General features: G+C 70.8%; 9 protein-coding genes. All 9 read right to left on the reverse strand.

Annotation, left to right across the window (positions count from 1 at the left end; all coding sequences use genetic code 11):
- Positions 1-11: 11 nt before the first annotated feature.
- Positions 12-12176, reverse strand: a complete 12165-nt coding sequence (locus tag OG898_RS06955; protein ID WP_266955639.1) for a non-ribosomal peptide synthetase — start codon at positions 12174-12176, stop codon at positions 12-14.
- 126 nt (positions 12177-12302) lie between these two features.
- Entirely contained in the window at positions 12303-13139 is an 837-nt protein-coding gene (locus tag OG898_RS06960) for a siderophore-interacting protein (protein WP_266955641.1), read from the reverse strand.
- A complete protein-coding gene (locus OG898_RS06965) occupies positions 13139-15721 on the reverse strand; it encodes an amino acid adenylation domain-containing protein (protein ID WP_266955643.1) in 2583 nt (860 codons plus the stop codon). Before OG898_RS06965 ends, OG898_RS06960 begins: the two co-directional genes overlap by 1 nt.
- A gap of 82 nt (positions 15722-15803) precedes the next feature.
- Positions 15804-16604 carry a 2-keto-4-pentenoate hydratase gene (locus OG898_RS06970; RefSeq protein WP_266955645.1) on the reverse strand — a complete coding sequence of 267 codons (801 nt, stop codon included), beginning with the start codon at positions 16602-16604 and terminating at the stop codon, positions 15804-15806.
- Positions 16605-16617: 13 nt separating this feature from the next.
- A complete protein-coding gene (locus OG898_RS06975; RefSeq protein WP_266955647.1) occupies positions 16618-17610 on the reverse strand; it encodes a cyclopropane-fatty-acyl-phospholipid synthase family protein in 993 nt (330 codons plus the stop codon).
- Positions 17611-17666: 56 nt separating this feature from the next.
- The gene (dmpG, locus tag OG898_RS06980; RefSeq protein WP_250742873.1) at positions 17667-18704 is read right to left on the reverse strand and encodes a 4-hydroxy-2-oxovalerate aldolase; all 1038 of its coding nucleotides are present in this window, start codon (positions 18702-18704) and stop codon (positions 17667-17669) included.
- A complete protein-coding gene (locus OG898_RS06985) occupies positions 18701-19597 on the reverse strand; it encodes an acetaldehyde dehydrogenase (acetylating) (protein ID WP_250742874.1) in 897 nt (298 codons plus the stop codon). Before OG898_RS06985 ends, dmpG begins: the two co-directional genes overlap by 4 nt.
- 34 nt (positions 19598-19631) lie before the next feature.
- On the reverse strand, positions 19632-20783 hold the full coding sequence (locus OG898_RS06990; protein ID WP_266955668.1) for a prephenate dehydrogenase: 1152 nt from the start codon (positions 20781-20783) through the stop codon (positions 19632-19634).
- 22 nt (positions 20784-20805) lie between these two features.
- A complete protein-coding gene (locus tag OG898_RS06995; RefSeq protein ID WP_250742875.1) occupies positions 20806-22296 on the reverse strand; it encodes a tryptophan 7-halogenase in 1491 nt (496 codons plus the stop codon).
- Positions 22297-22313 lie beyond the last annotated feature (17 nt).

A 22313-nucleotide genomic window follows, 5' to 3' on the forward strand; every position in this document is an offset into this window, starting at 1 on the left:
GTTCGGTGAAATCAGTTGGCTCGCGGCCTGGTCATGCCCTGCCAGACCTCGGCGAGCACGTCCGGGCGGGCCATTTCGGCGTGGCTGCAGGCCAGGCTCGCGACGTCGAGGCGGCCCAATACGAAGGCGTTCCAGACGGTCGCGTCGAGCGCATCGGCGGGCCGGTCATGGGCCGCCTCGTAGAACCGGACGTCGCCGTCGAACGCTCCGGGAACGTGCTCCGAGATGATCCGGTGGTTGTTCCGGTAGACCGCGGCGATCTCCGGGAGGTGGCGTTCGGCGAGTTCGGTGAACATGCTCCGGTCCCGGCGCAGCCCCGTGAGGATCCCCTCCATCGTGAGCGGCTCGTCGCCGCCCTCCGTCCGCACGCCGAAGAACTCGGCGAGCCCCGCCGCCACTTCCTCCTCCGTGAGGGGAAGCGGCGTCCCGGCCGGCTGCACCGGGTAGGAGTCCAGCAGGGCGAGGATCTCCACCTGCTCGCCCAGGGCCCTCAGCTGGACGGCCATCTCGTGGGCGACGACGCCTCCGAAGGACCATCCCATCAGGCGGTACGGACCCGATTCCTGCACGCCCCGGATCTGCCGGACGTAGTCGGCCGCCATGTCCCGGATCGAATCCGGGAGGGCTTCCCTTCCGTCCATTCCGCGCGCCTGGAGGGCGTGGACGGAGTGCTCCGGGGAGGAGATGCCCGCCAGCGGCGAGTAGCACCAGCCGATGCCGCTCACGGGGTGGACGCAGAAGGTGACCGAACTGCCTCCCTGGTCCTTGATGGGCAGCAGCACCTCGAACGCCTCGCCGGACGAGGAAGCGCCCAGCTGTTCGGCGAGGGTGGCGGCGGTGGGCGCGGCGAACAGGGCGCGCAGGGCGAGGGTGTCGCCGAGGACGTCCCGGATGCGGCTGATCAGCTGGACCGCCAGCAGGGAGTGTCCGCCGAGCTCGAAGAAGTTGTCGTCGATGCCGACCTCGGGCACGCCCAGGACCTCCGCGAACAGGCCGCACAGGACCTCCTCGCGGGGGGTCCGGGGAGCACGCCCGGACGCGGCGGCCTCGTACACGGGCGCGGGCAGGGCCCGCCGGTTCAGCTTGCCGTTGGCGGTCAGCGGCAGCCGCTCCAGCACCACGACGGCCGAGGGCACCATGTACTCCGGGAGGAGTCCGGCGGCGTGGGCGCGCAGCGCCTCGGTGTCGACGGCGTCCTCGGCGTCTGCGGCGTCCCCTGCGTCGTGGCCCGCCTCGGGGACCACGTAGGCCACCAGGCGCTTGTCGCCGGGCTGGTCCTCCCGGGCCACCACCGCCACCTGGGACAGTCCCGGGAAGCGGGCCAGTACCGTCTCGATCTCGCCGAGTTCGATGCGGAAGCCGCGGATCTTGACCTGGTCGTCGACCCGGCCCAGGTACTCCAGCTGCCCGTCGTCCGACCAGCGGGCCAGGTCACCGGTGCGGTACATGCGGCTGCCCGCCGGGCCGAACGGAGCGGCCACGAACCGCTCCGCCGTCAGGTCGGGGCGCCCGAAGTACCCCCGGGCCAGACCCGCACCCGCCAGGTACAGCTCCCCGGCCACGCCCGCCGGCACCGGCTGCAGATTGCCGTCCAGGACGTACGTCTGCATGTTGTGCAGGGGGCGGCCGATCGACGGCGCCTGCGTGACGGGCCCGTCCGTGGACCACACCGTGGCGTACACCGTGGCCTCGGTCGGACCGTAGATGTTGTACACGCGGCCGGCCCGGAGTTCCTCCCCGACCTCGGCGGCGGCCTGCGCGGGCAGGGCCTCGCCGCAGAAGACCAGGGTGTCCACGGTGGTGCGTACGTCGCCCTGGGAGACGATCCGGGCGAGCGCGGACGGAACCCCGCTCAGCAGGGACGCCGTACGGCCTTCGGCCTTCCGGTCGCCCAGCGCCAGCAGGTCGCGGAGCACCTCGATGCAACCGCCGGTCAGCAGCGGACCGAACATCTCGAACACGGAGACGTCGAAGTTGAGCGACGTGGTGAACAGGACGTGGGCCAGCCGCTCCGGACCGAACTCGTCACGGGCCCACACGGCCAGGTTGGCCACGTTGTCGTGGGTGACGACGACCCCCTTGGGGCGGCCGGTGGAGCCCGAGGTGTAGATGACGTACGCCGGGTGCAGCGGCTGCAGGACACTGCGGCGATCACGGTCGGTCGGATCGGTGGCGGGCCTGCTCTCCAGGGCGGCGACGACCTCGGGAGCGTCCAGGACCAGGCGCGGGGTCCGCGAGCCGGCCGGGAACATCTGCTCGGTCTCCCCGACCGTGAGGACGAGCGCCGGATCGGCGTCCTCCAGCAGGTAGGCGATCCGGTCCGCCGGGTACGCGGGGTCTACGGGCATGTAGGCCGCCCCCGCCTTGAGCACGGCGAGCAGCGCCACCATCGTCTGCGCGGTGCGCGGCAGGGCCAGAGCGACGAACTGCTCGGGTCCCACCCCCTGCGCGATCAGCTGGTGGGCCAGGCGGTTGGCCCGCTCGTTCAGCTCGGCGTAGCTCAGGTCGGCGTCCGAGGCCAGGACGGCCGGGCGCTCGGGGGTCCGGGCGACCTGCGCCTGGAAGAGCTCGGGAAGCGTGGCCCGGGGCACCTCGACCGCGGTGTCGTTCCAGTCGCCCAGGACCTTGCGCTGCTCCGGCGCGGACAGGATGTCGATCCGGCCGACCGGCCGGTCCGGGTCGGCGACCGCCGCCTCCATCACCCGCAGCATGCGGGTCACGAGGGTTTCGACGGTCTCCTGGTCGAACAGGTCCGTGCTGTAGTGCAGCAGACCGCCGATGCCGGCCGGACCGCTGTCGGCGCCGTGGTGCTCGGTGAAGGTGAAGCCCAGGTCGAACCGGCTGAAGACGACCGGGACCGCCTCCTGCGCCACGGTCAGGCCCGGCAGGCTCAGCGGACCGTCGCCCGCGGCGTCCAGGCCGAAGATGACCTGGAACAAGGGGTGGCGGGACAGGGACCGCTGGGGGTTGACCGCCTCCACCAGTCGTTCGAAGGGGACGTCCTGGTGGGAGTAGGCGGCGAGGTCGGTTTCCCGGGTGCGGGCGAGGAGTTCGCGGAAGGTGGGGTTTCCGGAGGTGTCGTTGCGCAGGACCAGGGTGTTGACGAAGAAGCCGACGAGGTCGTCGAGGGCTTCGTCCGTACGGCCGGCGACGGGGGTCCCCAGCGGGATGTCGGAGCCCGCGCCCAGCCGGGTGAGCAGGGTGGCTACGGCGGCCTGGAGGACCATGAACAGGGTGGTGCTGGTCTCCTGGGCCAGGTCGGCGAGCGCGCGGTGCAGGGCGGCGTCGATCCGGATGGGGACGGTGTCGCCGCGGAAGTCGGGCACCTTCGGCCGCTGACGGTCGAAGGGCAGCGCGAGCTGGTCGGGAATCCCGGCCAGGGTGCTCTTCCAGAAGTCCAGCTGCCCGCTCACCACGGAGTCGGGGTCTTCCTCCGTGCCGAGGAGCTCGTGCAGCCACAGGGTGTAGTCGGCGTACTGGACCGGGAGCGGTGACCACTGCGGTGCGCGGCCCTGGAGCCGGGCGCGGAACGCCGTCTCCAGATCCCGGCCGAGGGGCCCCATCGAGGCGCCGTCGCTCGCGATGTGGTGCATGAGCAGCAGGAGCGTGTGCTCGCCGGGGGCGGCGGTGAACAGGGTTGCCCGCAGCGGGAGTTCGGCGGTCAGGTCGAACACGTACTGACCCGCGTCGCTCAGCGCCGTGGACAGCTCGTCGGCCCGGCAGGCGGTGCGGTGCAGCTCCAGGCCGACGGCGTCCGCCGCCAGCACCACCTGGGCCGAGCTTCCGTCGAACTCCCGGAAGACGGTCCGCAGGCTCTCGTGGCGCACCACCACGTCGTTCAGGGCCCGTTCGAGCACGCCCGCGTCCAGGTCACCGGTGATCCGGAACGCCACCGGGACGTTGTACGTGGCGTTCGCGCCCTCCAGCTTGTTGAGGAACCAGAGGCGGTTCTGCGCCGGAGACAGCGGGATCCGCTCCGGGCGGGCCACCGCTGTCAGCGCGGTCCTGGCCGATCCGGCCCGCGTGATCTGCTCGGCCAGGCCGGCGATGGTGGGGGTCTCGAAGAGGGTGCGGACGGGGAGCTCGATGTCGAGGGTGGTGCGGATGCGGCTGATGAGACGGGTGGCGAGGAGCGAGTGGCCGCCCAGCTCGAAGAAGCTGTCGTCGATCCCGACGGCCGGGAGACCGAGGGTGTCGGCGAACAGTCCGCAGAGGATCTCCTCGCGCGGGGTCCGCGGTCCGCGCCCGGTTCCCGGGGCGGACAGGTCGGGGGCGGGCAGGGCCCGGTGGTCCAGCTTGTTGTTGGTGGTCAGGGGGAGTTGGTCCAGGGCCACGAACGCCGAGGGAACCATGTACTCCGGCAGGAGCTCGGCCGTGTGGGTGCGCAGGGCTTCGGTGTCCAGCGTGTCGTGGCCGGTTTCGGCGACGACGTAGGCGACGAGCCGCTTGTCGCCGGGCTGGTCCTCCCGGGCCACCACGGCGACCTGGGCCAGTCCCGGGAAGCGGCCGAGGACGGCTTCGATCTCGCCGAGCTCGATGCGGAAGCCGCGGATCTTGACCTGGTCGTCGGCACGTCCGACGAAGTCCAGGAGTCCGTCGCCGGCCCAGCGGGCGAGGTCGCCGGTGCGGTACATGCGGCTGCCCGCCGGACCGAACGGGTCGGCGACGAACCGCTCGGCCGTCAGGTCGGCACGCTCGTAGTAGCCGCGGGCCAGACCCGTGCCCGCCAGGTAGAGCTCCCCCGCCACGCCCTCGGGGAGCAGGGAGAGAGAGTCGTCCAGGATGTAGGCGCGCATGCCGTCCAGCGGACGTCCGACCGGGACCGGCGCCGGCACCTCGTCACCTGCGGTCCAAAGGGCCTGGGTCGCGAACAGGGTCGTCTCCGTGGGCCCGTAGGCGCAGCGGACCAGGGTGTCGGGGCTGTGCTCCAGCACCCTGCGGACCGCGGTCGGGGAGATCAGGTCGCCGCCGGTGATGACTTCCCGGACGCCGGTGAAGCATTCGGGGGCTTCCTCGGCCATGACTCGGAACAGGCCCGCGGTGATGTCCAGTCCGGTGATCTCCTCCTCGACGATCAGCCGGGCGAGTTCGGCGACCGCGAGGTCGCCTTCGGGGGTGATGACGGTGCGCCCGCCGTGGAGCAGGGGGACCCAGAAGGCGTAGGTCGAGGGGTCGAAGGCGTACGAGGCCAGGAGCAGGACCCGCTCGTGGGCGCCAGGACGCTCGAACATGCCGTCCACGACCAGGTCGAGGATGTCGCGGTGGGTGACCGCGACTCCCTTCGGGCGGCCCGTGGAGCCCGACGTGTACATCACGTAGGCCAGCTGCTCGGGGTGGCAGGCCACGCCCGGGTCGGTCAGCGGCAGCGAGGCCAGCTCGCTGTCCTGGTCCACCACCACGAGCTGAGGGGCGTCGGGCAGGCCCCGCCCCTGCATCGCAGCGTCGGCCAGGAGTACCGGAGCGTTCGTCTCGTCGACGATCCACTGCATGCGCTCCAGCGGGTACCCGCTGTGCAGCGGCAGATAGAACGCACCGGCCTTCAGCACCGCCAGCAGTGTGACCACGAGGTCCACGGAGCGCTCCATCAGCACCGCGACCGGAGCCTCCGGGGCCACGCCCAGACCCACCAGCCGGTGCGCCAGCTGGTTCGACCGCTCGTCCAACTCCCTGTACGACAGCTCCCGTCCGGCGCACCGCACCGCCACCGCGCCCGGAGAGCGCAGTACCTGCGCCGCAAAAGCCGCCTGCACGGAACCGGCGTCGAGATCCTGACGGGGCTCCGCACCCGCCCACGACTCCAGCAACCGCACGCGCTCGGCCGCATCGATGACGTCGATGCGACGGAGCGTCTGCTCCGGGTCGGCGGACACGGATTCCAGGACCCGGACGAGCGTGGCGAACAGACGCTCGACGGTCTCCCGGTCGAACAGGTCCGTGGCGTAGGTGATGTAGGCGCGCACCGGCCCGGGAAGGCCGTCGTCGGTGTGCTTCATGAGGAAGTTCAGCGACATGTCGAACTTCGCCGTCTGCTGCTCCCCGACGATCTCCCGGGCTTCCAGGCCGGGCAGGTCCAGGGAGCTGCCGTCGCCGGTCTGCAGGTTGAGCAGGACCTGGAACAGCGGGTGCCGGGCCAGGGACCGCTGGGGGTTGACGGCCTCGACGACGCGCTCGAACGGCACGTCCTGGTGGGAGTACGCGGCCAGGTCGGTCTCCCGGACCTGCTCCAGCAGGCTGCGGAACGTCGGATTCCCCGAGGTGTCCGTGCGCAGCACCAGGGTGTTGACGAAGAAGCCGACGAGGTCGTCCAGCGCTTCGTCGGCGCGTCCCGCGACCGGGGTGCCGATCGGGATGTCCGTCCCCGCGCCCATCTTCGTCAGCGCCACGGCGAGTGCCGCCCGGACCACCATGAACGGGGTGGCACCCGTGGAGCGGGCCAGGTCGGCCATCCCGCGGTGCGCTTCGGCGGCCAGCTCGAAGAAGACCGTGTCGCCGCGGTAGCCGGCCGTCTTCGGCCGGGGGCGGTCGTAGGGCAGTTCGAGCTGGTCCGGGATCCCTTCCAGGGCCTTGGTCCAGAAGGCGAGCTGCTCGCTCACCAGGGAGTCGGGGTCGTCCTCCGCTCCGAGGAGCTCGCGCTGCCACAGCGTGTAGTCCGCGTACTGCACCGGCAGCGCCGGCCACGAGGGCTCGGCCCCCTCGGCCCGGGCCCGGAAGGCGACCTCCAGGTCGCGCGTCAGCGGTCCCAGCGAGGCGCCGTCGCTCGCGATGTGGTGCAGGAGCAGGAGCAGGACGTGCTCAGCGGGGGCAACGGTGAACAGCGTTGCGCGCAGCGGCAGTTCGGCGGACAGGTCGAAGACGTACTGTCCGGCCTCGCCCAGGAGCGCGTCCACCTCGTCCGCACCGCAGGCGACCCGGTGCAGCCGCACGCCGGCGGCGGCCTCGTTCAGGATCACCTGGACCGGGTCCCCGTCCACCTCCTGGAACACGGTCCGCAGGCTCTCGTGGCGTGCCACCACGTCGCCCAGGGCGCGTTCGAGCACGTCGGGGTTCAGCTCTCCGGCCAGCCGGAAGGCCACCGGGGCGTTGTAGGTGGCGCTGGTCTCCTCGAGCCGGTCGAGGAACCACAGCCGGTTCTGCGCCGGGGACAGCGGGATCCGCTCCGGGCGGGCCACCGCGGTCAGCGCGGGCCGGGCCGCCCCGGCCAGCGCGACGCGCTCGGCGAGCGCGGCGACGGTGGGCGCCTCGAACACGGTCCGCACCACCAGCTCCACGCCCAGGACCGAACGGATCCGGCTGGCCAGCCGCGTGGCGAGCAGGGAGTGGCCGCCGAGCTCGAAGAAGTTGTCGTCGACACCGACCGCGGGCACGCCCAGGACGTCGGCGAACAGGCCGCACAGGACCTCCTCGCGCGGGGTGCGGGGAGCACGCCCGGCGCCGGTCGAGGGCAGCTCGGGGGCGGGCAGGGCCCGCCGGTCCAGCTTGCCGTTGGTGGTCAGCGGCAGCCGGTCCAGGACCACGAGGGCGGAGGGGACCATGTACTCGGGGAGGAGTCCGGCGGCGTGGGCGCGCAGCGCCTCGGTGTCCACGGCGGACACGGCCGATCCGGCCGATCCGGCCGACCCTGCGTCCTGGCCGGCCTCGGGGACCACGTAGCCCACCAGGCGCTTGTCGCCGGCCTGGTCCTCGCGGGCTATGACGGCCACCTCCGACAGTCCCGGGAAGCCGGCCAGTACGGCCTCGACCTCTCCGAGTTCGATGCGGAAGCCGCGGATCTTGACCTGGTGGTCGACCCGGCCGACGAACTCCAGCAGTCCGTCCTCCTGCCAGCGCACCACGTCACCGGTGCGGTAGACCCGTGCCTGCGGATCGTCCGAGAACGGGTGCTTGACGAACCGCTCCGCGGTCAGCTCCGGGCGGTTCCAGTAGCCCCGGGCGAGGCCGGGGCCGCCGACCCACAGCTCGCCGGGAATCCCCGGGGGAAGCAGGGCGCCGTTCCCGTCCACGACGAACACCTCGGTGTTCGCGATCGGCCCGCCGATGGGGAGCTGCCCCGTCCGGGGGGTGGTGCGGTCCACCGTGTGGCACGTGGTGAACACCGTCGCCTCGGTCGGGCCGTACCCGTGGATCAGGCGCTCGGGGGCCCACGGCCCGGCCACCAGCTGGTCCACCACGGGCCGGTCGATCGCCTCGCCGCCGAAGAACACGTACGGCAGGCCGGCCAGCAGGTCGGGGCAGTCCAGCAGGTGCTGGCGGAGCAGGGGGGCCGTCAGCCACATCATCGTGACGCCGGAACGGCGCAGGGCGGCCTTGAGCTCGACGGCGTCGAGGAGGACCTCCTTGTCCATGACGACCATGGCGGCGCCGGACGTCAGCGCGGGCCAGCATTCGAAGGTGAAGGCGTCCCAGGCGAAGTTGGAGGGATGGGCGACCACGTGGCCGGGCCCGATGCCGTCGAACACCTCGCTGTCGACGAACCGGCAGACCGAGCGGTGCTCGATCATGACGCCCTTGGGCGTACCGGTGGAGCCGGAGGTGTAGATGACGTGGAACAGGCTGTCGGGGCCGACCTGCACGGCCGGGTCCGTGTGGGGCCGGGTGGCGATCTCCTCCCACTCCCGGTCGATCAGGAGCAGCTCGGCGTCCACGGCCGCCAGCCGGTCCTGGAGGTGTGCATGGGTGATGACCAGCGACGCCTCCACGTCGGCGATCATGAACTCCAGCTGGTGGGACGGGTAGTCGTGGTTGAGCGGCACATAGGCGGCGCCCGCCTTCAGTACGCCCAGGACGGCGACGACCGCGTCGATTCCCCGCTCGACACAGACCGGGACGCGCTGCTCCGCGCGCACTCCCAGGTCGATCAGGTGGTGGGCGAGCCGGTTCGCCCGCATGTCCAGCTCGCGGTAGGTCACCGCCTCCTCGCCGCAGAACACCGCCGTCGCGTCCGGAGTCCTGGCGACCTGGTCCTGGAACAGCTGGTGCACGGTGGTGTCGTCGGGGTACGGGACGGTCGTGTCGTTCCACTCGACGACGAGCTTGTGGTGTTCCTCCGGGGACAGGAGGCCGATCCGGCTCAGGGGCAGTTCCGGGTCGGCCGCGACCGCGGCGAGCAGGCGCTGCAGGGACGCCGCGATCCGCTGCGCGGTGTCCGCGGTGAACAGGTCGAGGGCGAAGCCCAGCCGGCCGGTGACTCCGCCGGGAGCTCCGTCTCCGGCGTGCTGCTCGAAGAGTTCCAGGGTGAGGTCGAACTTGGCGACGTCGGTGTCGCCCAGGGTCACGTCGGTGGTCAGGCCCGGCAGGTCCAGGCGTACGGCCGTGTTGTTCTGCATGGCGAGCAGGACCTGGAAGAGCGGGTGCTGGGCGGCGGAACGCTCCGGGTTGATGGCGTTCACCACGTGCTCGAAGGGGACGTCCTGGTGGGCGAAGGCCTCCAGGGACGCCTGGCGCACGCGGGCCAGCAGGTGGTCGAAGGAGGGGTCGCCGGTGGTGTCGGTCCGGATCACCAGGGTGTTGACGAAGAAGCCGACGAGGTCGGCCATCGCCTCGTCCGTGCGGTTGGCGATGGGGGTGCCCACCGGGATGTCGTGCCGGGCGCCGAGCCGGGAGAGGACCGCGGCGAAGGCGGCCTGCATGACCATGAACAGGCTGGCCTCGCGGGTGCGGCCCAGGTCGGTCAGGCGTCGGTGCAGGTCGGCGTCCAGCTCGAAGGAGACCGTGTCCCCGCGGTGGCTGGCCGTCTTCGGCCGGGCGTGGTCGTAGGGCAGTTCGAGCTGGTCCGGGATCCCTTCCAGGGCCTTGGTCCAGAAGGCGAGCTGCTCGCTCACCAGGGAGTCGGGGTCGTCCTCCGCTCCGAGGAGCTCGCGCTGCCACAGCGTGTAGTCCGCGTACTGCACCGGCAGCGCCGGCCACGACGGTTCCCGCCCCGCGCACCGCGCCGCGTAGGCACGGCTGATGTCGTGGGTCAGCGGGGCCAGCGACCAGCCGTCGGACGCGATGTGGTGGACGAGCAGGAACAGGACCTGCTCGGTCGGCGACAGGGAGAAGAGCCGGAACCGGACCGGCGGGTTCACCGCCAGGTCGAAGCGCTCCCCGGAAAGGTCCGCGATGCGGGCGGTCAGAGCGGCCTCGTCGGTCTGCACGACCTCGAAGTCCTGCAGCGCGCGGTGCGCCGGCAGGATCTGCTGGAACGGCACGCCCCGGGCGTCCTCGGGGAAGACGGTGCGCAGGCTCTCGTGGCGCTCCACCACGTCCAGGAGTGCGGCCTGCAGGGCGGCCCGGTCCAGCGGACCCGACAGCCGCACGGTGAGGGGAAGGTTGTAGGTGGCGCTGGTCTCCTCCAGCTTGTCGAGGAACCACAGCCGGTTCTGCGCCGGGGACAGCGGGATCCGCTCCGGGCGGGCCACCGCGGTCAGCGCGGGCCGGGCCGCCCCCGCCTGCTCGACCCGCTCGGCGAGCGCGGCGACGGTGGGCGCCTCGAACACGGTCCGCACCACCAGCTCCACGCCCAGGACCGAACGGATCCGGCTGGCCAGCCGCGTGGCGAGCAGGGAGTGGCCGCCGAGCTCGAAGAAGTTGTCGTCGACACCGACCGCGGGCACGCCCAGGACGTCGGCGAACAGGCCGCACAGGACCTCCTCGCGCGGGGTGCGGGGAGCACGTCCGGTCCGGGTCGCAGGCAGTTCGGGGGCGGGCAGGGCGCGCCGGTCCAGCTTGCCGTTGGTGGTCAGGGGGAGCTGGTCGAGGACCACGAAGGCGGAGGGGACCATGTACTCGGGGAGGAGTCCGGCGGCGTGGGCGCGCAGCGCCTCGGCATCCGGCGTCCCGTGGCCGTGGCCGGAGCCGTGGCCCGGCTCGGCGACCACGTAGGCCACCAGGCGCTTGGCGCCCGGCTGGTCCTCGCGGGCGACGACGACCACTTGGGACAGTCCCGGGAAGCGGGCCAGCACCGTTTCGATCTCGCCGAGCTCGATGCGGTGACCGCGGATCTTGACCTGGTCGTCGGCCCGGCCCAGGAACTCCACGAGTCCCTCGGCGGACCAGCGGGCGAGGTCTCCGGTGCGGTACATGCGGGTGCCGGCCGGGCCGAAGGGGTCGGCGACGAACCGCTCCGCGGTCAGGTCCGGGCGGCCGTAGTAGCCGCGGGCCACGCCGGTGCCCGCCAGGTACAGCTCACCGGTCGTGCCCGCCGGGACGGGCGCCAGGCCGTCGTCGAGAACGTGGGCCTGCATCCCGTCCAGCGGCAGCCCGATCGGCAGCGGCGCCGGCAGTTCGCCGTCGCCGGACCACGGGTACTGCGTGGCGTACAGGGTGGTCTCGGTGGGACCGTACGCGCTGCGCACGACGATGCCCGGGCAGTGGTCCAGCACCCGGCGCACCGCCGTCGGGGAGACCACGTCACCGCCCGAGATGATCTCCCGTACTCCCGCGAAGACGGTCGGGTCCTCCTCGGCCATCACCTGGAACAGTCCCGCGGAGACGTCCAGGGCGGTGATCTCCTCCTCCGCGATCAGGCGGGCGATCATCGCCACGCTCGGCTCGCCCTCGGGCGTGATGACGGTGCGCGCGCCGTGCAGCAGCGGCACCCACAGGCCGTAGATCGAGGGGTCGAAGGCGTACGGGATGACCATGAGCACCCGGTCGTGGGCGCCCGGCCGGTCGAACATGCTGTCCACCATCAGCTCCAGGACGTCGCGGTGGGTGACCGCGACTCCCTTGGGACGGCCCGTGGAGCCCGACGTGTACATCACGTACGCCAGCTGGTCCGGCCGGCAGGCCACACCCGGGTCGGTCACCGGCAGCGAGGCCAGCTCGGCGTCCCGGTCGACGAGGACGACCTGCGGGGCGTCGGGCAGGCCCCGCTCACCCATCGCGGCGTCGACCAGGAGGACCGGGGCGGAGGTCTCGTCGACGATCCACTGCATGCGCTCCAGCGGATACGCGTGGTGGAGCGGCAGGTAGAACGCGCCGGCCTTCATGACCGCCAGCAGCGCCACCACCAGGTCCACCGAGCGCTCCATCAGCACCGCGACCGGAGCCTCCGGACCCACGCCCAGGCCCAGCAGCCGGTGCGCCAGCCGGTTCGCCCGCTCGTCCAACTCCCGGTAGGAGAGCTCCCGTCCGGCGCACCGCACCGCCACCGCATCCGGAGAGCGCAGTGCCTGCGCCGCAAAAGCCGCCTGCACGGAATCACCGATCAACGTCGTGCCCGACTCGAACGACCGGTACTCGGCAAAATCAACAGCAGTTGCAGCACGCATGGCCAATTACTCTCTTTCAGGGATTCGGGATGCCCGGGAGAAGACCGGGAGTTACGCCGGGGTCGGGTCCGCTACGTCGCGGTTCCACTCGGACTTCGTGGACTGCCAGCCGTCCTCGTCCACTCCGCGTCGCCAGTAGCCGGAGATGGACACCTGCTCGCGTGGCAGGCCGCGTTCCACCCGGAGGTGGTGCCGCAGCGACTTCACGAAGTGCGCCTCTCCGTGGACGAAGGCGTGCACCGTGCCGGCCGGGAAGTCCGCCGCGGAGACGGCCTCGTGGAGCGCCGTGCCGATCTGGCCGTCACCGCGGTGCAGCCAGACGATGTCGGCATCGGCCGGCGTGTCGATCTTCTGTTCCTCGTCCGGACCGGCGACCTCGATGAACGCCTTGGCGACCGCGCCCGCGGGCAGCGCCTCCAGGGAGGCCGCGATCGCGGGCAGGGCGCTCTCGTCGCCGGCGAACAGGTGCCAATCGGCCTCGGTGGAGGGCGCGTAGCCGCCTCCGGGACCGACGAAGTGGATCTCGTCCCCGGGTCGGGCGTTCGCGGCCCAGCGGGCGGCCAGACCGTTGTCCCCGTGACAGGCGAAGTCCACGGCCAGCTCGACGGTGTCCGGGTCCCAGCTGCGCACGGTGTACGTACGGGTCCGGGGCCACTGCTCCCTGGGGAACTCCTTGCGGACGGCCGCGAGGTCGAACGGCTCGGGGTACTGCACGTCCTCCAGGGGGAAGACGAGCTTGACGTAGTGATCGGTGTACTGGCCTGCGTCGAACTCCTGCAGGCCCTCGCCGCCGAGCACGACCCTGACCATGTGCGGGGTCAGCCATTCGACCCGGAGCACCTGCCCCCGGTGCATCGCCGACCTGTTGGGCTTCGGATTGTCGGACATTAGTGGCCCCTTTTCCCATCCGGTCCATCTGCGGTGTTCTTCAGTGCTCGCGCCAGGACCGGAGCGATGTCGGCGAGTGCGTCCGCACTCATCAGCTGCATGTGCGTGAACGGAGTGACGTGGTTCTCGATCCGGCCGCTCACGTACGGCTCCCAGACCTCGGAAAGTCCGGTGGAAGCACCGTCCGGCCCGGCCGCCTCGAAGAAGAGGACGTCCCCGTCGTACTGCTCGGAGGCCGCCGCCCGGCTGATCCTCAGGTTGTTCGCGGTGATGTCGATGAGGGCGGCCACGGTCCGCTCCTCGAGGCTGGCGAGCGTTCCGCCGTGGGACCTGAGGATGTCGAGGATCCGCGGCATCCCGATCGGCTCGTCACCCGGCTCGGCGTGGAAGGCGCCGATGCCGTCGAACGCGAGTTCCAGGAGATCGCGCTGGGTGCGCGTGCTGTCCTCGCTGGCGTGCCCACCGGTGCCGGCGTCGAGCACGGCCAGCAGGGACACCTCCTCGCCCTCCTGCTGGAGGCGGGCGGCCAGGGTGTGGGCGACCTTGCCGCCGAAGGACCAGCCCAGGAGGGCGTACGGGCCCGACGGCTGGATCGCCCGGATGCGGCCGAGGTAGTCCTCGATCAGCTGGTCCATGTCGGCGGCCGGCGGCTCGTCCCCGGCCAGCCCGCTGGCCTGGAGCCCGTACACCGGGTGGTCCTTCGGTACGTAGCGCAGCAGCCCCGCGTAGCACCAGGCCATGCCGCCGCCGGGGTGCACGCAGAACAGCGGCGTACGGCTGCCGACCGGCCTCAGTTTCAGCACGTGCTCCAGCCCGCTGTCCTGCGCCTCGCTGTCCGCCTGGCCCAGATTCGACAGGGCGGCGACGGTCGGGGTGTTGAGCAGGCTGCGGATCGAGAGCCTCACGCCCAGGATCGCCCGGATGCGGCTGATGAGGCGGGTGGCGAGGAGGGAGTGGCCGCCGAGCTCGAAGAAGTTGTCGTCGATGCCGACGGTGGGCACGCCCAGGATCTCCGCGTACAGGCCGCAGAGGATCTCCTCGCGCGGGGTGCGCGGGCCGCGCCCGGTTCCGGGGGCGGGCGCTGGCAGGTCGGAGGCGGGCAGGGCCCGGTAGTCGACCTTGCCGTTGCTGGTCAGCGGCAGCCGGTCCAGGACATGGAAGGCCGAGGGCACCATGTACTCGGGCAGGAGGCCGACCGTGTGGGTGCGCAGGGCCGCTGTATCCACGGCGGACACCGTGGTCCGGCCGGTCTGGGCGACCACGTAGGCCACCAGGCGCTTGTCGCCGTCCTGGTCCTCCCGGGCCACCACGGCGACCTGGGCCAGTCCCGGGAAGCCGGCCAGGACGGCTTCGATCTCGCCGAGTTCGATGCGGAACCCGCGGATCTTGACCTGGTCGTCGGCGCGGCCGACGAAGTCGAGGAGTCCCTCGCCCGACCAGCGGGCGAGGTCTCCGGTGCGGTACATGCGGCTGCCGGCGGGGCCGAAGGGGTCGGCGACGAAGCGTTCCGCGGTCAGGTCCGAGCGGCCGTAGTAGCCGCGGGCCAGACCGGTGCCCGCCAGGTACAGCTCCCCCGCCACGCCCTCGGGGAGCAGGGAGAGGGCGTCGTCGAGGATGTAGGCGCGCATGCCGTCCAGCGGACGCCCGATCGGCACCGGCGCCGGCACGTCGTCGCCCGCGGTCCAGGGGGCCTGGGTCGCGAACAGGGTCGTCTCCGTGGGCCCGTAGGCGCAGCGGACCAGGGTGTCGGGGCTGTGCTCCAGCACCCTGCGCACCGCGGTCGGGGAGATGACGTCGCCGCCGGTGATGACTTCCCGTACGCCGGTGAAGCAGGCGGGGTCCTCCTCGGCCATGACGCGGAACAGGCCCGCCGTCACCTGAAGGCCGGTGATCTGCTCCTCCGCGATCAGCCGTGACAGCGTGGCCACGCTGAGGTCGCCTTCCGGCGAGACCACGGTCCGGCCGCCGTGCAGGAGCGGCACCCACATCTCGTACGTCGAGGGGTCGAAGGCGTACGGAGCCACCATCAGCACCCGCTCGTGCGCGCCAGGACGCTCGAACATGCCGTCCACCACCAGCTCCAGGACATCGCGGTGGGTGACCGCGACCCCCTTCGGGCGGCCTGTCGAACCCGAGGTGTACATCACGTAGGCCAGCTGGTCCGGCCGGCAGGCCACACCCGGGTCGGTCACCGGCAGCGAGAGCAGCTCGGCGTCCCGGTCCACCACCACGAGCTGAGGGGCGTCGGGCAGGCCCCGCCCCCGCATCGCGGCGTCGGCCAGGAGGACCGGAGCGGAGGTCTCGTCGACGATCCACTGCATGCGCTCCAGCGGGTACCCGCTGTGCAGCGGCAGGTAGAACGCACCGGCCTTCAGCACCGCCAGCAGCGACACCACCAGGTCCACGGAACGTTCCATCAGCACCGCGACCGGAGCTTCGGGAGCCACGCCCAGACCCACGAGCCGGTGCGCCAGCCGGTTCGATCGCTCGTCCAACTCCCGGTACGAGAGCTCCCGTCCGGCGCACCGCACCGCCACCGCGTCCGGGGACAGCAGTGCCTGCGCGGCGAAAGCCGCCTGCACGGAATCACCGATCAACGCCGTACCCGACTCGAACGACGGATCCTCGGCGAAACGAACAGAACTTGAAATAAGCATGTGTCAATCACCCTCTTTCGGGGTCTGATGCGGAAAGGGACACCGATCCCAGGGACCCGAACGACGCCCGGACGGTGGAACCTGCCGTGAGATCGACCGCTGCGGCCAGCGATCCGGCCAGGACCACGTCGCCGGCGCCGATCCCCGCACCGAAAGAGGCCAGCAGGCGCACGAGGAATGCCACGGACTCCGCCGGATGCCCCAGCACGGCCGCACCGGTCGCCGTGAGCACGCGGTCACCGGACTCGAAGACCATGGTCTCGGCGGCGAGATCGCGTCCGTCGAAGGGAACGGCCTCGCCCACGACGACCATGGCCGACGAGGCGTTGTCCGCGACCGTGTCCACCCAGGCGATGTCCCAGTTCTCGATGCGGCTGTCGAGCACCTCAAGGGCCGGGAAGACCTCGATGGTGGCGTCCAGTACGTCCGCAGCGGTCGTACGGGGATCGGAGAGATCGGCGCCGATCCGGAAGGCGATCTCCCCTTCGACCTTGGGCGAGATGAACCGTCCCGGATCGAGGCAGGCGCCGTCGGCGAGGATCATGGCTTCGGTCAGGAAGCCGAAATCCGGTTCGTCGACTCCGAACATCTCCTGAATGGCCAGGCTCGTCGCGCCGATCTTGTATCCGGCGTGCACCGCCCCGTTCTCGTGTTCCAGTTCGCGGAATGCGCGCTGGATGACGTAGGCGTCCTGTGCGGTGAACTCGGGATACCGGGCCGAGATGGGCGGTATCGGCTTGCGTTCCTTCTTGGCGTTCCACAGTTCGGCGGCTATGCGCTGGTGAACGGCTCGGGGTTCCTGAAGCATGGTGCGCGACCGGCTACTTGGTCGCCAGGAACAGCCGGCCGCCCGGCATGACCTGGGAGGAGGCCTCGACGTCCGAGAAGCCTGCGCTGCGGAACTTCTCCACCCACTGGTCCTCGGTGGGCAGGTTGATGCCCATGAAGTTCGAGTGCAGGTAGGTGAAGAGGGCGCTGAACTTGCGCTCGCGGTCCTCCTGTCCGTAGGAGACCGCGTCGACCACGGCCAGGATGCCGCCGGGGGCCAGAGCCTTGTGGCAGGTGCGCAGCACGTCGTCGAAGGCGGCCTCGTCCTGCAGGACGTCGTGCATCACGAAGCAGGCCTGGATGACGTCGGCCCCCTCCAGCGGGCTGGGGTCCTCGATCAGGGACTCGACCGAGCGCTCCACGACCCGGAGCCGGCCGTCGACCCCGGCGCGCACCGCGTCCTCCCGCGCGGCGGCGCAGGCCCCCGAGCTCAGGTCCAGGGCGACACCGGTCCGGTCCTCGTCCTGGGCGAGGAGGCCGATGAGCAGGCCGGCGGCGCCCGCGCCGAGGTCGACGACGTGCTTGGCGCCGGCGGCCACGACCCGCTCGACGACGGCCGGGTAGAAGGTGCGGTCCCCGATCCAGCGCGAGCTGACCGCTACGCGGCGCCCGTCACGCTGGTAGGTCTCGGCGGCCGACTCGTCCTCGGAGAGGAAGGCGCGCGCGTTCTGCAGCAACGGGCTGTTGGCGGTCAGGGACCAGGACAGGTAGCCGACCTGGTGCCGCCAGTCCGCGTAGTCCTCGCAGGCGCGGTACAGGCCGTCCCCGTCCCCGGCGGCGAGCAGTCCGGCGGACGACAGAGCGCGGACGAATTCACCGATGCGGTGCTGGGAAAGACCCGTCACCTCGGCCAGCTCGGCGACGGTGAAGGTGCGGCCCGAGTCCAGCACCTGGTCCACGCCGATCTCGGCGGCGATCTGGAGCAGTGCGGCGACCGCCGCGTAATCCGCTCCCACTTCGCGTGCGGAATCCAACGTCAACGTCATTTCTTGCTCCTCAGATTTCTGAAAGTCCGTCACGTGCGTCACGTGCGTCACGTCCGTCACATGACGGCGTAGAGAGAGTTCTTCTCGGCGAGATCCATCGCCACTTCGATGATCGAGTCCTCTTGGCCGGCGACGACGCCCCTGCGGCCGAGCTCCATCAGGATTTCCCGCGGGTCCACCTGGAACTGCTCGGCGGCGCGGCGCGTGGGGCCGGCGAATCCGGAGAAGACACCGGCGATTCCGCTGGTGATGGTCACGCTGTCGTTCGTCGGAACGCGCTTGACGAAGGTGGATTCCGCGAGATCGCCCGCATCGAGGGCCGCGAACAGCTGGAGCTTGGTGTCGATCTGCTCCAAGTGGAGGTTCGCGGCGACCAGTTCGAGCGGCGCGTTGCCGGCGCCCGCGCCGAAGCCGCGCGCCGTGACGTCCACGATGGTCGCGCCGGCCTTGATGGCGGCCATGCTGTTCGTCACCGAGAGGCCGAGGTTGTTGTGGCCGTGGAAGCCGATCTCGATGTCGAGTGCCTCGACGAGCGCGCCGACCTTTTCGGCGACCGTGGCCGGGGTGTACGCACCGGCCGAGTCCATCAGGACGACCGCGTTCGCTCCGTACCCCTGCATGAGCCGCGCCTGCTCGATGAGCGTCTTGGTCGACGCCATGTGGCTCATCAGCAGCAGGCCTTTGACGGTGACGCCCATCGAACTCAGCATGGTGATCTGCTGGCGGGTCACGTCCGCTTCCGAGCAGTGCGCACCGACGCGGACCTCGTCGACTCCGCAGTCCAGTGCGGGCTTCAGATCGCGTTCGACGGTCGCGAACCCGGGGATGGACAGGACGCCGAGGCGCGTGTTCTTCAGCTGGTCGCGGGCGGCGGTGAGCATCTCGGTGTCGCTCAGCGCGGCACGTCCGACCTGGATGGACGAGGCGCCGAGTCCATTGCCGTGCCCGACCTCCAGGAGGTCGGCGCCCGCCAGCTCGGCGGCCTTGGCGTAGGAGACGATGTCCGCACGGCCCAGCTGATGCGCCACGGCGTGGTTTCCGTCGCGCAGGGTCGTGTCACAGATTTCGAGCCGGCGCTCGTCAGGGGTCCTCATCGACGTGCCTCCGCTCGGCCCTCGGCGACAGCCACTGCCGCGCAGGTGATGACGTCCAGATTCCCGGCGTAGCGCGGGAGCCAGTCACCGAGTCCTTCCACTTCGATGGTCACCATGATGCGATCGCCCGTCGCAACCGGCGGAACGACAACGCGATACCCAGGTACATAGGAATTGATCCGCTTCTCCATGAGGCCGACCGAGACGCGCAGCGCCTCCATGTCGATGTTTTCGGAGGCCGGGACCGCGATGGTGTTCCTCATGACGATTCCCGGCTCTGCCGGATTGATGATGAGGATCGTCCTTGCGGTTTCCACCCGGCTGAATTCGTGTGTCGCCTTCTGGGTGGTGAAGGCGTATTCGTCGATGTTCGCCCGCGTCGCGGGGCCGACGCTCTGCGACGAGCTCGCGGTGGCGATCTCGAGGTAGCCCAGGCCGTTCTCGGAGGCCTCGCTGAAGCAGTGCGCGATGGGCACCGCGGCCTGTCCGCCGCAGGACACCATGCTCACGTTCGGCTCGGTGAGGCACTCCTCGAGGTTCAGCGCCGGAACGCAGAACCTGCCGAGGTGGGCCGGCGTGAGGTCGACGACCGGAATGCCGAGGGCTTCGAGCACCTTGTAGTTGTGGATCGCGTCCGCGGCCGACGTCGCGTCGAAGACCAGGTCGATCCGGTCCGCGATCGCGGCGATGGCGTCGATTCCGTCGGCGGACGTCGGAACCCCGCGGTTCTCGGCGAGCTCTATGCCCGGCGAGGTGGTGCGCCGCCCGGCGAACATGTCGCAGCGCAGATAGGGCGAGGCGATGACCTTGAGCAGCAGGTCGCAGCCGATGTTTCCCGTGCCGATGATGGCCACGCGAAGAGGGTTAGCAATGGTGTCGTCGTATGTGTTCATTCACTGTCCTCTTTTCCTCTGTTCCGAAATGGGCCTACGCCACGTGGAATTGATCAGCTGCGCGGCCTGCCGCGTTCCGTGCGACGGACACCTGGTCCGCGCTGACGGATTCGGCGTTCCAGCCGGCTCCGCCCAGCTCCCGTACGATCTGGCCGGCCCGCAGGGCCGGGACCTCGAACACGAGGGAGAGGGTGTCTTCCTCCGCCGAGTACCGCGGTACGGCGTCCTCCTGCTCCACCTGGAGCGTCCTCAGCACGTCCAGCAGGCGGACCAGCTGTCCGGGCCCCTCGGGGACCGGAACCTGCACGTACGTCTGCCGGTCCGCGACCTGCCGCTCCTGGATCGCCGCCAGTCCGGCAGCGCCCCTGTTCAGCAGATCGACCATCGGTTCCAGGGTCTGGCCCCGGGTGTCCAGCGGTGCGGTGGACAGGTCGTCGAGCGTGGCCATCAGGGTCGTCAGGTCGTCCCTGAGCTCCCGCAGCACTCCGGCGACGGCCGGTGCGTTGGCCTGCAGGATGTCGTTCCACAGCTCGGTGTCCCGGACCGCCATCCGCGTCACGTCGCGCAGTGCCTGCCCCGCGAGCCGGAACGAGGCCCGCGAGCCGTGCTCCAGCCGCGCGGCCATCAGGCTGGCCACCACGTGCGGGGCGTGCGAGGCCAGCGCCACCGCGTCGTCGTGGGCGCGGTCGCCCATGATCGCGGGGATCGCCCCGCACAGCGCGATCATCTCGAACACCCGGTTCACCGCGTCCTGGGACGTCGTCTCCGACGGAGTCAGGACCCAGGGCCGGTCCTCGAACAGATCCGCGCGAGCGGCGAGCGGTCCGCCGCGCTCGCGGCCGGCCAGCGGATGCCCGCCCACGTAACTGGCCGACGTACCGCCCGACTTCCAGATGTCCCGGGCCGTCTGCGCCTTCACACTCGCCACGTCGGTGTAGGTCCGGGCCAGCCCTCGGGCCTGCATCCTGGCGAGCACGGCGCCCACCGCGCCCGGCGGTACGGCGATCACCGCCAGGTCGGCCGACTCGTCCGGAGCGCCCAGCACGCCCGCTCCCAGGGCGGCGGCCGTGCGGGCAGCCGCCTCGTCCTTGTCGAGCAAATGCACTCGTACGCCGTGCCGGCTCACCGCCAGGCCGATCGAGGTGCCGATCAGGCCCGTGCCGACCACGGCCATGGTTCGTATCACCGCTACCCCCGTAGCCTTTAGGTCAGTAGCTGGGGTGGGCCCAGCGCATTCCGTCGGCGGACGGCACGAGCCCGCCCTCGCGGATCGGGTCCTCGTCGTCGAGGACCTCTCCCAGCGCGGCGTGGACCTGGATCTTGGCGCCCTCCTCCAGGACGGACTGCACGAGCGTCGAGTCGAAGAGATCGCGGTCCGTTCCGCTCTCGCCGGCCGGCTCGTCGACCAGGTCGGAGAACTCCCGGAAGGTGGACTCGTGCTGCTCGGCGTAGGAGCCGGCGTTGACCAGCCCGCTCTCGCGCGAGGCGCCGCCGCCGACCAGTTCGACGAAGGACTCGAGTCCGGACGAGGAGCTGTTCATGACCTTCTTGGCGGTCCAGAAGTACGAGTCCTCGTCCCGGTGCATGTCGTAGAACGCCACCAGGAAGTCGTGGAAGAGCGCGTACTCGTTGCGGTAGCGCGCCTCGTACTCCTCGAAGACCTTCTCCTCCTCGAAGTCCCCGCCCAGGACAGAGTTGATGGAGCGCGCGGCCAGCAGGCCGCTGTAGGTGGCGAGGTGCACGCCGGAGGAGAAAACCGGGTCGATGAAGCACGCCGCGTCGCCCACCAGGACCATGCCGGGGCGCCAGAACTTCTCCTGGATGTACGAGTAGTCCTTGCGGATCCGGATCTCGCCGTAGGGGCCGCTCTCCACCCGGCGCGCCTCGGACAGGTGCTCCGCGATGAGCGGGCACTCGTCGATCAGGCTCATCAGAGCCTTCTCCTTGTCGCCCTGCACGCGCTCCAGCGCCTCGCGCCGCAGTACCGCGCCGACGCTGGTGAGCTCGTCGGTGAGCGGGATGTACCAGAACCAGCCGTCGTCGAAGGCGGCGCAGAGGATGTTGCCGGAGTTGGGTGCCGGGAGGCGCTTGCCGCCTTCGAAGTAGCCGAAGAGGGCGATGTTCTGGAAGAACTCCGAGTAGTGGCGGGTGCCGCCGATCTTGGTGTGGATGCGGCTCTTGTTGCCGGAGGCGTCCACGACGAAGCGGCTGCGCACCTCGTGGCGCACCCCGTCGGCGTCGGCGTACCGCACGCCGCGGATGACGCCGTCCTCCTCGATGACGTCGACCACGGAGCTCTTCTCGCGGACCTCGACGCCCTTGGAGCGCGCGTTGTCCAGGAGGATCTGGTCGAACTTCATCCGCTCGACCTGGTAAGCCAGCGAGGTCGGGCCCGAGAAGGTCTCTGAGACGGAGAAGGAGAACGTCCAGGGCTCGGGGCTGCTCCCCCACCGGAAGGTGCCGCCGCGCTTGGGCATGAACGCGGCCTTCTCCAGCTCCTCCGAGACGCCGAGGAGCTTGCAGATGCCGTGCACCGTGGAGGGCAGCAGGGACTCTCCGATCTGGTACCGGGGGAACTCCTCCTTCTCCAGGAGCAGGACACGGTGCCCCTGCATGGCCATCAGGGTGGATGCGGTGGAACCGCCCGGACCACCACCTACGACGACGACATCGAACTGATGGTCGTTCTTCTCAGACATGACTTCGTTTCTCCTTC

This window comes from Streptomyces sp. NBC_00193 (assembly GCF_026342735.1).
GTDB classification, from domain to species: domain Bacteria; phylum Actinomycetota; class Actinomycetes; order Streptomycetales; family Streptomycetaceae; genus Streptomyces; species Streptomyces stoeckheimensis.

Excerpts from the sequence above, each read along its gene's own strand:
- OG898_RS06960 (WP_266955641.1), bottom strand. The coding sequence starts at position 13,139 with ATGTCCGACAATCCGAAGCCCAACAGGTCGGCGATGCACCGGGGGCAG.
- OG898_RS06970 (WP_266955645.1), bottom strand. The coding sequence starts at position 16,604 with ATGCTTCAGGAACCCCGAGCCGTTCACCAGCGCATAGCCGCCGAACTG.
- OG898_RS06975 (WP_266955647.1), bottom strand. The coding sequence starts at position 17,610 with ATGACGTTGACGTTGGATTCCGCACGCGAAGTGGGAGCGGATTACGCG.
- dmpG (WP_250742873.1), bottom strand. The coding sequence starts at position 18,704 with ATGAGGACCCCTGACGAGCGCCGGCTCGAAATCTGTGACACGACCCTG.
- OG898_RS06985 (WP_250742874.1), bottom strand. The coding sequence starts at position 19,597 with ATGAACACATACGACGACACCATTGCTAACCCTCTTCGCGTGGCCATC.
- OG898_RS06995 (WP_250742875.1), bottom strand. The coding sequence starts at position 22,296 with ATGTCTGAGAAGAACGACCATCAGTTCGATGTCGTCGTCGTAGGTGGT.